Genomic DNA, 14,190 nt, shown 5'->3' with positions numbered 1-14,190 from the left:
AATAAAAGCCCTCCTTTACTCATTTATCATCTTATTTATCGTCTTCTTTAATCCAGCTCATCATTTTTCTAAGTTCTTTTCCTACTGTTTCAACTTGGTGCTCCGCTTCGATACGACGGATTGAACGGAAGTAAGGACGATTTGCTTGATTTTCCAAAATCCAGTTTTTTGCAAACGTACCATCTTGAATTTCTGTAAGTACTTTCTTCATTTCTTTTTTGGTATCTTCTGTAATAATACGTGGCCCTACTGTGTAGTCACCGTATTCTGCTGTATCAGAGATAGAATATCTCATATATTCAAAGCCACCTTGGTTAATAAGGTCAACAATAAGTTTCATTTCATGTACACATTCAAAATATGCACTCTCTGGTTGATAGCCTGCTTCTACTAATGTTTCAAAACCAGCTTTCATAAGTGCTGTTACACCACCGCAAAGCACCGCTTGTTCTCCAAAAAGGTCTGTCTCTGTCTCTTCTTTGAAAGTTGTTTCAAGAATACCTGCACGTGCACCACCAATACCATCTGCATAAGCAAGTGCAATGTCTTTTGCATTACCCGTAGCATCTTGGTATACAGCAATAAGACATGGTACACCACGACCTTCTTCATATTGACTTCTTACTGTATGACCAGGTCCTTTAGGCGCAATCATCACAACGTTTACGTCACTTGGTGGTACGATTTGTCCATAATGAATGTTGAAGCCATGTGCAAATGCAAGGGTTTTACCTTTTGTAAGACCTTCTTTAATACTTTCTGTATAAAGTTTTGCTTGTTTTTCATCATTGATTAGAATCATAATAAAGTCTGCAGCTTTTGCAGCCTCTACAGCCGTCATGACTATAAGACCAGCTTTTTGGGCTTTAGCCCATGAAGGACTTCCATCATAAAGACCTACAATAACGTCCACACCTGATTCATGTAAATTAAGTGCATGTGCATGACCTTGACTACCATAACCAATAATCGCTACTTTTTTACCTTTTAATAAATTCAAATTACAATCCTTTTGATAATATAACTTTGCCATAAATAAATCCTCCCTAATCTATATGTTTTATTTATAAGGCTTCTGTAGGAAGTCTTAGTTTTTTAGTTCTTTTTCGCCTCGTTGAAGTGCCGTGAGTCCTGTACGGATTACTTCTCGTATTCCATAAGGCCTGAGCATTTCTGTTAAGGCATGGATTTTACTTTGGTCACCTGTTGCTTCTAATATCAAAATCTCTTTTGATACATCTACAATATGGGCCCTAAATATATTTGCAATTTCTATAATCTCTGCTCGGTTACTTTGATTGGCACAAACCTTAACCAGTGCCAATTCTCTGTAAACAGCATCCTTTTCTTCTAATTCTACAATTTTAATCACTTCTACCAGCTTGTTAAGCTGTTTCTTGATTTGTTCTTGTATTTGTTTATCTGCTTTTGTCACGATAGTCATACGAGAGATAGAAGGATTATCCGTCTCCCCTACTGACAAACTATCAATATTGTAGCCTCGTCTACTGAACAACCCAGATATACGACTAAGTACTCCCGAATGGTTCTCAACGAGTACGGATATAACGTGTTTTTCCATACTTTCGCCTCCTCTACAGTGTACTTTCTTTATCATTAACAATGAATTCAAAGAAATAAGGCTCACGGCTTGCTACCGCTTCACGAAGTGCCTCTTCCACTTGACTTGGATCCGATATGGTTCTTGCCTGAATCCCATAGGCTCGCACAATAGCTGTAAAATCCGGATTTTTAGATAGGCCTACACCATACTCTTTCAATTCAGATTTACGCTGAATCTCTCTTACCATCCCCAGTCCACTATTATTAAATAAAATTAAAATAGGATGGACCTGCTCTTGTATCAGTGTTCCTAGTTCAAAGAAGCTCATTTGGAAACTTCCATCTCCAAATACACCTACAACTTTTTTCTCCTTACTCCCTATACAAGCGCCTATACAAGCAGGAATGGAGTAACCCATTGTCCCAAGTCCACCGGAACAAATCATTTGCCTTTGGCCTTTCATTTCCATATTGCGCATGGTCCAAAACTGGTTTTGCCCAACGTCTGCCGTAATAATTGCATCTTCTCCTAATAAGTTAGAAAGTGTACGTATAACCATTTTAGGGTTTACACCTTTCTCATAGTTCACATCCACTTGATCTTTTTTACATGCCAAAATGGTCTTGCTCCATTCATCCGTATCAACAGCTTCCACCATTTCATTCATCACCTTTAAGATTTCCTTTGCATCCCCCACAACTGGAATATTGGCTGACGTAATCTTTCCAATCTCCGCAGGGTCTACATCAATGTGAATAATATTGGCATTCTCATCTAGAATACCTACCTGAGCCACTGCACGGTCTGCAATGCGTGCCCCTACAAAAAGAATAGTATCTGCATTTTTTAGAGCCCAGTTTGCATGAGCATAACCATGGCTACCTATCATTCCTAAGTTATACGGCGATTGGGTATCAAGTACGCCTGTACCCATTAAAGTATGTACCACCGGAATATTAGATTTTCGAACTAACTCACGCAATTCCTCTTTTGCATGGGCAAGAATCACACCTCCCCCTACACAAATAAGTGGTTTTTTACTGTGTTGTAAAAGCTTACTGGCTCTTTTAATCTGTCCCACATGTCCTTTTATAGTAGGTTTGTAACCTCTAATATCTACATTCTTAGGATAGTTAAACTCAATCTGTGCATCTTGAAAATCCATAGGAATATCAATGAGTACAGGTCCCGGTCTACCTGTTCTTGCTATGTAAAAAGCTTCTTTTACAATACGTGGAAAATCTTTAGGATTTTGCAAAAGGTAACTGTGCTTAATAAACGGTTCTGTACATCCTGTAATATCTACTTCTTGGAATACATCTCTGCCTATAAGTGTGGATTTGACTTGCCCTGTAAAAATAACAATAGGGATAGAATCCATATAAGCTGTTGCAATACCTGTTACCAAGTTAGTAGCACCTGGTCCTGATGTTGCCATACATACGCCTACTTTACCCGTTGTTCTTGCATATCCACTTGCCGAATGCACTGCCGCTTGTTCTTGTCTTACTAATACATGGTGTATACAAGAAGCGCGCAAAGATTCATACAGTGATAGGACTGCCGCACCTGGATAACCGAATACTGTATCAACGTCCTCCTCCATTAAACATCTTACTAATACATCTGATAATTTCATCTTTGAACCTCCTTATATAGAACTTGTATAAACAAAAATCTCACCCAACAAAGGACGAGACATAACTCTTTCATTGCATTTATCTGACAATTCAATTTATAAGTATTGTATCAATTGTCTGTTATAGTGTCAATAATATACTTTTATTTAATTTTAATTTTTCTTATATTCGTTATATATTACAAAGGTTACTTTCTTTCATAATTTATACTCTCATTTCTAAAAGTTAACATAACTAATTTCCAAATTTTTTTAATTTATTTGTTATATGATTTAATTTACTATTAAAAATTTCATTTTAATCTTAAAAACATTATTTTTATAGTTATCTTTGTTTACACCCACTCCTATAACTTTACATAATTCTAGTTAAACCTAAAAAAAAAGCGTAGTTCGGAATATTTTTTCGTTCCAAACTACGCTTTAATCTATTTATTATTTTTGTACAATACGTTTATAGATTTGTGTCACAACGGGATTTTCTCTTTCATTTTTGTAAGCCATTTCTATAGCTTCTTCCGCTTTTGCCTTATTTCCTTGAACAAAGTAAATATATGCACGTTCTGCTACTACATGATAATCTTGACTTCTACGTTCTAAATATTGGTCAAAGTAAGGGAGGGCATCATCATACATCCCTTTAAGTCCTAGAATAAGCCCAATACAGTAATAAGCTAAATCATTACTTTCATCTAGTGCTACAACTTTTTTATAAAGTTCTAAAGCTTCATCATACATTTTAAGGCTAAGTAAAATACTGGCTTTACATTCATACCCTAATGTCTCATTAGGTTCTTCTTGAATTGCTCTGTTGAAGCATCGAATAGCTTTTGCGTATGCATCTTTTGCTAAGAACTCATCTGCTTTGTAAAAATAGCGTTCATAATCCATGTTGATAGAAAGAACACCTGTAAGTTCTTTTTCTTTTAAGACTAAATTCATACAGTCTCCTGCATAGTTATGAATATAGCTTAAAAGCTCAGCGCGCTTAGCTTCTTCCATATGATAGGCAAGAGGTGCTTCTAATCCTTCTACCACATAACTTCTTTCTTCTACCGGTAGCAAGATTGATCCTTTACTTGCTGCTACAATGGTATATGTTTTCTCAAATTGTTCACTATCTAAGGTAAGTTCAGTCATCGCATCACTATATACTGTGGCATTTTTGTACCACCCTATAACACAAGTTTCACCTTTACGATTTGGTGCTAACCATACAACAAGTACATCTTTTACCTGGTCATCTTCTATCTCTATAGTTTCTTCATTTACGCCTTCTAGCTTTTCTAAATTAATCTTTTCTAACCCTGCTCCATAACCATAGTAAAGCCCATTTACATTTTGAAAGTTGTACCCACAAAGTGGAACCACTTTTTCTTCATCTCCTTCTCCTACGTAGTACTTCATCCAGTCCGTTGTCACAAATAATATTTTCATTGTCTAATCTCCTATTACATCATAAGTATCATAGTACTAGCTTATCATATTCTAAAAAAAATGTCTAAAAAGAAAATAAAAAGCTTATGCCTCAACCACATAAGCTTTTATATAGACTGTTATTAAATCAGTTGGATATGCCCAATGAGTGGCAACTCTTTTGCCTGCCCTTGTAGTGCATTAACAAGCCCCATAATGAAACCTGCTGTAATTAGGAACCACACTGCAAGCGAAAAAATCCATCCAATGAAAGGAATAAGCGCTAAAATATTTCCTACAACAGGTACAATGATTGATGCAATAAAAAATACCATTCCTTGATTTGCATGGAACTGAGCATACCTCGATTCTTTTGCTGCAAGTAACGGCACTAAAAATAAAATACCCAAATAAGACAAAGCTGCCATTCCCTTATTACTCGCTATGTCTTGTTCACTAAAGTTTTTTTGTGTTGACATGTTTCATCTCCCCCTAACTTTATATTCTTTTTATTATACACTATCTAGATAACATATAAAACTTATATATATTCTCACTATAGCGAAAAAAATGCACAAGTTCAAGGAACCTGTGCATTTCACTCTCTTATTTTTTCTTAGGTTGAATTTCTTCAGCTACTTCTAAGTTGTTGTTTTTGACCTTTTTACTCTTTGTATTTACTTTGTCTTTGTTATTCTTGTTTTTCGCCATGCTCAAACTCCTTTAACATTGATTTTAATCCTTATCATTGTTTCCAAGTTCAAGCCATTTTATACTTATTATATCCTTTTTACATCAATCCTTGATTTTGTTGTACACGCTTAACACAATCACCACGCTTAATAAGCCTGCTACAATTTTAGAAGTTAAAAAAGGCAAAATCATGGACTCTTCCATTGCACTTACAAATGCCAGCTGCCCACCTAGCATAAATCCTGCACTTATACTAAAGGCACTTGCCATCACTTTACCCTTCTTGTCCATCTCTTCCAAATCTCCAAAAGTTAAAAGATTACTTGCCAATGCACCAATCATCCCCACAATGGTTGTATCATTAACCCCCAATTGTATTGCTAAGGGCTTTGTGACCTTTTGAAGGCCTTTTTGCAAACAATAAAGCATAGGATAAGCACCTGCTAAAAATATACCTATACGGACAACCACTTCTGCAGCTTCACCTAATGGGGGCATCGTACTTGGTAGAAAACTTATACCTAACACCACTTCCACCCCTACTGCAATAAGTCCTAAAATACTAATCATCGTAATCACTTTACTAAATCCAGCAAAAAATTTGACAACGCCCGCTGTGTACTTGAGTGTACAGAACCCTAGCACACCACTTAATACCAAAAGAGGAATGCTATTTACAAAGAGCACGCTAAGTTCAACACCTTGCACCAATCCACCTACAAAGCTTCCTATTGGTAAAGTAATCATAGCAATCACTAACCCCTTCAAGAAAAAAGGCAAGTCTTCTTTTTTTACCATGCCTAATGCCACCGGAATAGAAAAACTTAAAGTAGCCCCTAAATTAGAAGCTAATAGAATTCCTGAAAAGCTCGCCATTTGTGATGTATGTGCCAATTGCCTCCCCAGTTGCAACCCGCCCATATCCACAGCCAAAAAGGTAGTTGGAATAATAGAAGGATCTATGTTTAGTAGGTTGGCTATAGGTTCTAACATCCCTATAAGCCCACTTGCTAATAATGGTGCTAACATATAGATTCCTATCATATTTAAACTTAGTGCACCCACTGTCTCTATTCCTTTTTTAAATTGTCCACCAAGCTTTAACTTATTTCCTAGCAGATAATCTATACCACCTATTAGAAGAAAGCCTGCAATAATCACAAATAATATCTTTGTTACCATACGTTGAACCTCTCTTTATATCTTAAGTTTCTTTATAACACATTATAGAAAAAGTTGATTAATATAGGTACCATCATAGAACAAACAACCCCGTTAATGACAGCCATTACCACCACTTCCTCACTAGTATACTTAATAAGTACAGGCAAGGTTGTGTCTTCACTGGTAGCGGCGGCTGGTGCTATAGCTGTATAATGGTTACAATACTTTGCAATAACAGGAATCAACATAAAAGATAGAATTTCTCTAAATAAGTTCGCCAAAAAGGCTATTGTCCCAATATCTGCACCTGCTAAGTCCGTCAGAAGCACCCCTGATAAGGTATACCAACCAAGTCCTGATGTAATGGCTACACTTGCATTGAGTGGCATATTCATCAGTTTACTACAAACAACACCACCTAATATAGACCCACCAACTATGCCTATTGGAATAAGCAAAATTTTCACATGATGCTCTTTAATTTTATGAAAGACTTGTCTATTGCCACCTACACTAATCCCTACAGAAAACATTAAAACCGCTAAAGTAATATCTGAAAGTCCATTAAAAAACTCTATTTGACTGCCTTCTAATCCTGTTCTCGCATAGAGTATACCTAACACCAAACTCATCATAATTGCTTTAATCATCTTTTTTCTCCTTCATAAATACCTGAGTCAATATGTATACTGCTATAACCGATATAATGATAGGAATAATAGCAAAAAGTAATCCCTTAATACCCATTCCCAATAATTTATCCATAATCGCATCATTGCTTCCTAGTGTTACACCCATACAAAAAATCAAAAGTACAATACTTCCAACTTGTACTTTACTATTATGTTGTTGCCACTTTTCGGGAAACATGTAGGCACCTATTGCTACACCTACACACATAATTAATAAAATAATCATCCTCATTCTCCTCTAGTCATATTTAAAGCGTGAAGCCTTTAATCTCTTCACGCCTTTTGTCATTTATTCAATAAATATCTCATATCTACAAATTGCATCTGTCTGTTCAACTTCCCTCATGGCTACTAAATCTTCATAATTATCTTTTAACAATTTAACCAAGTATTTGAATTCCTCGTCATCTTGATCAATTTTATCAAAAATTTCAAACACCTCTTGCTCATCCATAGAAGGCCTATATGGCCTTTCCTCTGTCAAGGCTGTAAAAATATCTGCTACTTTCATAATTTTACACCCTTCGCACATCTCTTTGCCTTGAATTCCAAAAGGATACCCTGTACCTTTTATATTTTCATGATGATAGGCTGCCCACTTTCTTACAGTATCCATCCCTTCTATATCACTCAAAATTTGATGCGTATAATAAGTATGCATCTTCATAAGACTACATTCTTCATCTGTAAGTTTACTCGGTTTTTCTATAATTTCAATAGGTACGGCTAGCTTACCTATATCATGTACATATCCAGCAAAGCGCATCAATGTACAATCATAGTGATTATATCCTTTTAATCTTGCAAGTTCACTCGCTACTGCTGCAATACCACTAGAATGGGTAGCTGTAAAGTGACACCTAAAGTCAATAATTCGAGAGCAGAATAAACCTAATTGAATCATCATATCTGTTGTAAATTCTATACTTTTATAATATTTACTTTTGGCACTCAACATTACACCACTTATAACCTCTTTCCGCATGAATATTGCCATTGCATCCTTTAAACTCTAATAAATCAGCCCGTTCTTGTCCAGATAGTTCCCCTATATCATGAATAAGTCCCGCTAGCACAATCTCATCTTGCTCTTTGGCTGTCATATTAAGTTCCCTCGCAATGATACCTGCAATATAAGCTACTCGCTTATTATGTCCAGTCAATTGCGTATCTACTAAATCAGCTATCTTCCCCACTGAATGTGCAATATTGAAGATGGATACATTATATTTCCCCATATTCAGTTCCTCTCTAGTCTACTTCTAGTATTTTATAGATACTAGTATATCATTTATTTGTGGTTAATAAAATATTCCATCTATACAAAAAAACTTACTAGGTTTTAAATAACCTAGCAAGTTTACCTATTCTAGTCTATTCTGCTTGATTTGCTTGCTCATCTTTTGGCAAAACAAAGTTCAAAGTAGCCGCTACCAAGAATGCTACGACAATACCACTTTGTGCAAAGATAAGTTTTGCCCAAGCCGGTAAATATTGAAGTGCATCTGGCACTCCCCCTAAACCAAGTCCAAGTCCTAAGGCAATGGCAACAATCATACCATTACGTCCACTCATATCTTGTTTGAATACAAGTTGCATACCACTTACTGCAATCATGGCAAACATGATAACTGTTGCCCCACCAAGTACAGATTGTGGTGTAGCCGCTACAACTGCCCCAAGTTTGGGGAAGAAGCCAGCTAAGATTAAGAATACAGCACCTGTCATAATCGTAAAACGGTTTACAACTTTTGTCATGCTTACAAGACCAACATTTTGACTAAATGAAGTATTTGGAAGCACACCAAATACAGAAGCAATCGCACTACCAAATCCATCTGCAAGAACACTACCAGCAAGCTCACGATCACTCGGTTCACGGTCAAGCCCACCCATAGTAATCCCAGAAACGTCACCTACCGTTTCAACTGCTGTGGCTATGTACATAATACACATAGGAATAATAACCTCTAACTTAAATTCAAACGGAAACATGAAGGGCTGTGGCATACTAAACCATGCTGCATTTGTCACTCCGCTAAAATCTACTTTACCCATACACATCGCTACAATATAGCCTACTACAATCCCTATTAATATAGAAGAAACACTAGTAAATCCTTTTGTAAATTGTTTAAGCCCTATGATAATAATCATAACTAAGAAGCCTAAGAAAAGATTTTCAGGTGCACCAAAGTCTTGTGCACCAATACCACCTGCTAAGAATTTTACCCCTGTAGGAATAAGTGAGAATCCAATAGCGATAACCACTGTACCTGTTACAACCGGCGGGAAGAATTTCTTAAGAGGCTTAATAAAGAACCCAAGTATCATTTCAATAATTGCACCTGTAAAAGATGCACCCATAATTGCACCATAGCTATAGCTCCCTGCCGCAGCTTGTACAGTTGGCAAGAACCCTGAACTTGTACCCATAACAATTGGAAGCTTTGCCCCAATACGTCCTAATGGATACAGTTGAATCAATGTGATAAGCCCTGCGATAAACATGGCATTTTGAATCAATGCCGCCTTTTGTTCTGCTGGAATTTGAAGCATTCCACATACAATAATAAGTGGTGAAACATTCCCTACAAACATCGCTAATACATGTTGCATCCCCAATGGTATAGCTTTTTTAAGTGGCACTCTGCCATCTAGTTCATAAATACTCTCTTTTGTCATATTTTCCCTCTTCCTAATATTTTTTGGAAGGTGAAAATTTCGTAGTCTACTCATTTACGGCAAGTAGGTAGAAACCTTCGGTCCTTATCACCAAAATTATACGATTAAATATTGTTTTACATAAGTTAATAATAATATAGCATACTTTTTTCTTTTTGTGAACTATTTTATTATATTTAAATATAACGTTCGACTTTTGTTCATATCATCCCATTCTGATTATTAAAATGAACCTAACAGATTCTAGCATCTGTTAGGTTCTATAAATTGTGTCTAAATTGTCATGTACATGGTACCATACGCTAAATTCTTATACTGAACTCACATAATGCTGACTTTGAGTTTTCCACAGTGTATAGTATACTCCTTTCCTTTCTACCAACTCTTCATGTTTTCCTTCTTCTACTACCCGTCCCTCATCAATAACAATTATATGGTCACAAAGTCTACAACTTGAAAGCCTATGAGAAACCATAATTGCCGTCTTACCTTTCATAATTTTTTTAAATTTATTATAGATTTCATATTCTGAAATCGGATCTAACGCAGCTGTTGGTTCATCCATAATTACAATTTCTGCATTACGCCAAATTGCTCTTGCTATAGCAAGCTTTTGACTTTCTCCTCCTGAAAATTCTATTCCATCACTCTCAAAATATCTCGTTACGGCTGTCTCTATCCCGTTATACTGTCCTAATACTTCTTTCATTCCTACTTTATCTATAACTTGAGTAATACCATCTTTGTTAGATTGTGTATCACATGCTATATTTTCCGCAACACTACATGCAAATAATTTAAAATCCTGAAACACTACCGAAAATAATTTATAATACTCTGTTTTATCTAATAAGCTTATATCTTTTCCATTCAATAAAATTCTTCCTTTATTAGGTTGATAGAACCTAAGAATTAGCTTAATTAATGTGCTTTTCCCTGCACCATTAAGACCTATTACAGCCATTTTCTCCCCCTTATTCAAATTTATACAAAAATCTTTTAAAATCCATATTTCTGAACCAGGATATCTAAACCAAACATTTTCAAAACACAACTCATATCCTTTATTTATTGGTGGTACAGGTTCACCTTTTCCTGCTTCACCTCCAAGCTTTAAGATATCTTCATATGCCTTATAATACTGTAATGCCCTACGAATACTTGTAAAATTAGCAAAGATATTTCTTACTAATGTATTCAAATTTGTCACAGACTGAATATACATATAAAAGCTTCCTACTGTAATACTCTTCACAAATACCTTTAGCGTAATCATTGAATATACCAAGAATGTTTGTATTTGAACAAGTGATATACTACCTATAGTATACTTATACTCTTCATTCATCAATTTTTTTAAAAACTTTTGAGAAAAAACAATATATTCATTCATTCTAAGCCTTAATAAATCATATCCATTCTGCAAACGAATATCTTGCCCCACCTTATAATCTTTCTCTAAGTTTTTATAATATCTGTATTCTCTATTAATAGGTGCTGCTTCTTCAATAAATTTGTGAAAACATTGATTGGATCTTACTTGAATATAGGCATTAGCTACATTAAGAACTAGTAAAATAACTAGCACCAATAAACTATTAGTTGTTATGAAATCTATAATACTTATTCCTGTTAACTGCCCCCTATAATCTGATTCAATCAAACTTGCTAGAATAACTCCGTATCCTACTAACGAAGCCATCCCTGTTAAAATACTGAAACAATTTTCTATTAGATTATGTATACTACCTGACCTTACTTTTGCTTCCTGGGCTTTTTCCCTCAAGTCTAATACTTCAGGCTTTTCAAGGTTCTTATACTCTGTATTCATAAAACTTTGCCCAAGCTTTAGGTCTAATTGATATTGAACTTCTAGCGCCCTTAGATTCTTACACTTTCCTAACCATCCTGTCATTATACTACATATAAATGTTACTATTAGAGTCAATACAACATATCCTATTAATATATCCAGATTTTGATTACCTACTAATTCATTCATGATAAGGCCTGGCATAATAACTAATACAAAAGGTAGTATTGCTTGTATAACTGCAATACCTATAACCATAATTAAATATGTAGGAGAGATTTTATGTACAGTTTTCATTAAGAAAATAAATAATCTAATTGCATTTCTTACTCCATCTAATTGATTTAACTTATTTCTAGGTTTCATACTACACCTCCCCTACTGCAATCTCTTCTTCTACAATCTTTTCTTGATAATAATATCTCTGTGCATTAAACATCTCCCAATAAATTCCTCTTAAGTCCATTAATTCTTTATGTGTCCCATATTCTACTACATGCCCCTCATCTACCAACACTACTTTGTCACAAAAGCGTGTACTTGACAGGCGATGTGAAATATAAATTGCTGTTTTATCTCCTACAAGATGATTAAATTGTTCATAAAGTTTTGCCTCTGCTAATGCGTCCATTGCTGCTGTTGGTTCATCTAAAATCAAAATAGGTGCATCTTTATATAATGCTCTTGCTAGTGCTAATTTTTGAGCTTGCCCTCCTGAAAGATCTACTCCTGATGGATCAAAATCTTTTCTTAATGAAGTTTCTATACCATTCTGCAGCCCCTCTACAACCTTAACTAAGCCAGATTCATCTATTACATTCTTTAATTTATTTGTTTCTATAGATCCTTGTTCTTGAAATGCTATATTTTCTTTTAAAGAAAATGCATATTGATTAATTTGTTGAAATACAACTGAGAAAAAGCTATATAATGTCTTACTTTCTATTTCTCTAGTATCTTTACCGTCAATCAATATCCTTCCACTATCACATTTATGTAGCCCTACTAGTAATTTGGTAAGTGTCGTTTTCCCAGCCCCATTCTTTCCAACAATTGCAACTTTTTCTCCTGCTTTAATACAAAGATTGAAATCTTTATAAATGGTCTTATCACATCCTGGGTATTTAAATTCTACCTTATCAAATATAATTTCACCCTTTATCTTATCTGTATATTTTCCCCCTAGTTCATTCTCCATTTCCATCAATAACCTCATATCCGATATACACTTTGAAAATTGAATGATACTTGTTCCACTAGTAATTATTCCTATTAGTACTGTCGAAAAACTAGCAATAGCACCAAAATATAGTGAAAAATCGTCTATTCCCATCCCTTTAATAACTACTTCATAAATTAAAAAGCTATATATTAGGCTTTCTTGAACAAGTATATACATTCCTCTAAATAAATCTATACTAAAGTATGCATTGCTAATTTTCTTTTGGTTTACCAATCTACCTGAAGCCGCTTCCTTATGTTTATTACTGATCCACTCTGTTAATTGATAAAGTCTTATATCCTTTCCATAAGAAAAGTCACTCATTTTATCCTGATAATAATTCAACTTACGATCATAGGCTGTATTTTCATCTCTCATAAGTAACTCTTTATTCTTTACCTTATTAAGAATCCAAATATTACTGCTTACACCTATTACTAGCAGTATAACAATTAAGGGGCTTAATTGTGCTATAATCACCCCTAATCCTATAATAGTCAGCCCCTTACTTAGAATGAGTTGTAAATTTCGAAGTATGCCTTCTACTCCCTCTTTATCACTAAATGAAACCATTCTAGCCTTTTCAAATAATTGTTGTATCTTGGGATCTTCCAAAAGATAATATCGCATCTGATAGGTTTTATTCATGAGGAGATCTCCAAAACAATCTGTTCTTGCCACACTAATCATACGATTATATTCTTTTTGTAAATATCCTACCCAAATATTAAGTCCCCATACTCCAAAGGCTAAGAAACTTAAAAGAATAATCATTTCTCTAATATCACGATCTTTAATAATACCTTCTAGTAATACCTTTGGAATCCAGATTTCAATTAATGGTACTATACTTGAAAAGATTACAATACTCATAAATAACACAAAAATCCTATGATTATACTGCCATAGGATTTTTATTAAATAAAATAAATTTTTCAAGAAATCTTTCTTTGTTTCCATTGTCTCCTCCTCTTAATTTTATTTTATTATCACCACAGCTACTTATTAATATATCATTTATTGGCTAAAAAATTCTTCTACATGATTAGTTAATCTTTCTATTTCATTATCTTGATTTAATATATATGTTTTTAATTTTATTTCTTTGGCAATTCTATCTCGTTCTTTCTCTAGCCTCTGACTTTCTATCTCATCTTTTCTATGACTTAGAACTGACCATCTAGCAGTATTTTCCATAGGAAATACAACTAATGCAATTACCTTTGATGATATAATAGCTTCTAAATATGCGATTGTTCTTTTTATATACTCTATCTCATCATCTACATTAACACATAAAAT

The 14,190-nt window shown here is 34.6% G+C and carries 14 protein-coding genes and 1 riboswitch; all 14 genes read right to left on the bottom strand.

The annotated features are described in order from the left end of the window. Nucleotides 1–31: 31 nt before the first annotated feature. Nucleotides 32–1,033: a ketol-acid reductoisomerase gene (ilvC, locus tag RRY75_RS04065; RefSeq protein ID WP_332492691.1), complete on the bottom strand. Its 1,002-nt coding sequence runs from the start codon at nucleotides 1,031–1,033 to the stop codon at nucleotides 32–34. A 54-nt stretch (nucleotides 1,034–1,087) separates the two neighbouring features. Beyond that, nucleotides 1,088–1,582 carry an acetolactate synthase small subunit gene (ilvN, locus tag RRY75_RS04060; protein ID WP_332527510.1) on the bottom strand — a complete coding sequence of 165 codons (495 nt, stop codon included), beginning with the start codon at nucleotides 1,580–1,582 and terminating at the stop codon, nucleotides 1,088–1,090. Nucleotides 1,583–1,595: 13 nt separating this feature from the next. Next, nucleotides 1,596–3,203 carry a biosynthetic-type acetolactate synthase large subunit gene (gene ilvB / locus RRY75_RS04055; RefSeq protein ID WP_332492695.1) on the bottom strand — a complete coding sequence of 536 codons (1,608 nt, stop codon included), beginning with the start codon at nucleotides 3,201–3,203 and terminating at the stop codon, nucleotides 1,596–1,598. 435 nt (nucleotides 3,204–3,638) lie between these two features. Beyond that, complete coding sequence (locus RRY75_RS04050; protein WP_332492697.1) at nucleotides 3,639–4,640, bottom strand: tetratricopeptide repeat protein; 1,002 nt, start codon at nucleotides 4,638–4,640, stop codon at nucleotides 3,639–3,641. Nucleotides 4,641–4,762: 122 nt separating this feature from the next. Next, the gene (locus RRY75_RS04045) at nucleotides 4,763–5,098 is read right to left on the bottom strand and encodes a DUF4870 domain-containing protein (protein ID WP_332492699.1); all 336 of its coding nucleotides are present in this window, start codon (nucleotides 5,096–5,098) and stop codon (nucleotides 4,763–4,765) included. A gap of 316 nt (nucleotides 5,099–5,414) precedes the next feature. Further along, nucleotides 5,415–6,494: an ethanolamine utilization protein EutH gene (locus RRY75_RS04040; RefSeq protein ID WP_332492701.1), complete on the bottom strand. Its 1,080-nt coding sequence runs from the start codon at nucleotides 6,492–6,494 to the stop codon at nucleotides 5,415–5,417. Nucleotides 6,495–6,526: 32 nt separating this feature from the next. Continuing rightward, nucleotides 6,527–7,126: a lysine exporter LysO family protein gene (locus RRY75_RS04035; protein ID WP_332527509.1), complete on the bottom strand. Its 600-nt coding sequence runs from the start codon at nucleotides 7,124–7,126 to the stop codon at nucleotides 6,527–6,529. After that, nucleotides 7,119–7,394, bottom strand: a complete 276-nt coding sequence (locus RRY75_RS04030; RefSeq protein ID WP_332527508.1) for a LysO family transporter — start codon at nucleotides 7,392–7,394, stop codon at nucleotides 7,119–7,121. The genes RRY75_RS04035 and RRY75_RS04030 overlap by 8 nt, the downstream gene beginning before the upstream one ends. Nucleotides 7,395–7,457: 63 nt before the next feature. Next, nucleotides 7,458–8,126: an HD-GYP domain-containing protein gene (locus RRY75_RS04025; RefSeq protein WP_332527507.1), complete on the bottom strand. Its 669-nt coding sequence runs from the start codon at nucleotides 8,124–8,126 to the stop codon at nucleotides 7,458–7,460. Beyond that, nucleotides 8,107–8,406 (bottom strand): HD domain-containing protein, encoded by a 300-nt coding sequence (locus RRY75_RS04020; RefSeq protein ID WP_332492709.1) that lies wholly within the window; start codon nucleotides 8,404–8,406, stop codon nucleotides 8,107–8,109. The genes RRY75_RS04025 and RRY75_RS04020 overlap by 20 nt, the downstream gene beginning before the upstream one ends. Nucleotides 8,407–8,542: 136 nt before the next feature. Then, nucleotides 8,543–9,853, bottom strand: coding sequence for a uracil-xanthine permease family protein (locus RRY75_RS04015; RefSeq protein ID WP_332527506.1), 1,311 nt, complete (start codon nucleotides 9,851–9,853; stop codon nucleotides 8,543–8,545). 22 nt (nucleotides 9,854–9,875) lie between these two features. Then, nucleotides 9,876–9,977: riboswitch (purine riboswitch) on the bottom strand. Between the two features lie 186 nt (nucleotides 9,978–10,163). After that, nucleotides 10,164–12,032, bottom strand: a complete 1,869-nt coding sequence (locus RRY75_RS04010; RefSeq protein ID WP_332527505.1) for an ABC transporter ATP-binding protein — start codon at nucleotides 12,030–12,032, stop codon at nucleotides 10,164–10,166. A gap of 1 nt (nucleotide 12,033) precedes the next feature. Then, the gene (locus RRY75_RS04005; protein ID WP_332527504.1) at nucleotides 12,034–13,848 is read right to left on the bottom strand and encodes an ABC transporter ATP-binding protein; all 1,815 of its coding nucleotides are present in this window, start codon (nucleotides 13,846–13,848) and stop codon (nucleotides 12,034–12,036) included. Nucleotides 13,849–13,905: 57 nt separating this feature from the next. Further along, a partial coding sequence (locus RRY75_RS04000) for a hypothetical protein (RefSeq protein WP_332715748.1) occupies nucleotides 13,906–14,190 on the bottom strand: 285 nt, incomplete at its 5' end.

Origin of the sequence: Niameybacter sp. (genome assembly GCF_036655075.1) — a bacterium.
Lineage (GTDB): Bacteria > Bacillota > Clostridia > Lachnospirales > Cellulosilyticaceae > Holtiella.
Note: the sequence above shows the minus strand (reverse complement) of the source record. Positions and strands in the feature narration are given on the sequence as shown.

Bases quoted from the DNA above. Each gene is read 5' to 3' on its own strand.
- ilvC (WP_332492691.1), bottom strand. From the start codon at position 1,033: ATGGCAAAGTTATATTATCAAAAGGATTGTAATTTGAATTTATTAAAA.
- ilvN (WP_332527510.1), bottom strand. From the start codon at position 1,582: ATGGAAAAACACGTTATATCCGTACTCGTTGAGAACCATTCGGGAGTA.
- ilvB (WP_332492695.1), bottom strand. From the start codon at position 3,203: ATGAAATTATCAGATGTATTAGTAAGATGTTTAATGGAGGAGGACGTT.
- RRY75_RS04050 (WP_332492697.1), bottom strand. From the start codon at position 4,640: ATGAAAATATTATTTGTGACAACGGACTGGATGAAGTACTACGTAGGA.
- RRY75_RS04045 (WP_332492699.1), bottom strand. From the start codon at position 5,098: ATGTCAACACAAAAAAACTTTAGTGAACAAGACATAGCGAGTAATAAG.
- RRY75_RS04040 (WP_332492701.1), bottom strand. From the start codon at position 6,494: ATGGTAACAAAGATATTATTTGTGATTATTGCAGGCTTTCTTCTAATA.
- RRY75_RS04035 (WP_332527509.1), bottom strand. From the start codon at position 7,126: ATGATTAAAGCAATTATGATGAGTTTGGTGTTAGGTATACTCTATGCG.
- RRY75_RS04030 (WP_332527508.1), bottom strand. From the start codon at position 7,394: ATGATTATTTTATTAATTATGTGTGTAGGTGTAGCAATAGGTGCCTAC.
- RRY75_RS04025 (WP_332527507.1), bottom strand. From the start codon at position 8,126: ATGTTGAGTGCCAAAAGTAAATATTATAAAAGTATAGAATTTACAACA.
- RRY75_RS04020 (WP_332492709.1), bottom strand. From the start codon at position 8,406: ATGGGGAAATATAATGTATCCATCTTCAATATTGCACATTCAGTGGGG.
- RRY75_RS04015 (WP_332527506.1), bottom strand. From the start codon at position 9,853: ATGACAAAAGAGAGTATTTATGAACTAGATGGCAGAGTGCCACTTAAA.
- RRY75_RS04010 (WP_332527505.1), bottom strand. From the start codon at position 12,032: ATGAAACCTAGAAATAAGTTAAATCAATTAGATGGAGTAAGAAATGCA.
- RRY75_RS04005 (WP_332527504.1), bottom strand. From the start codon at position 13,848: ATGGAAACAAAGAAAGATTTCTTGAAAAATTTATTTTATTTAATAAAA.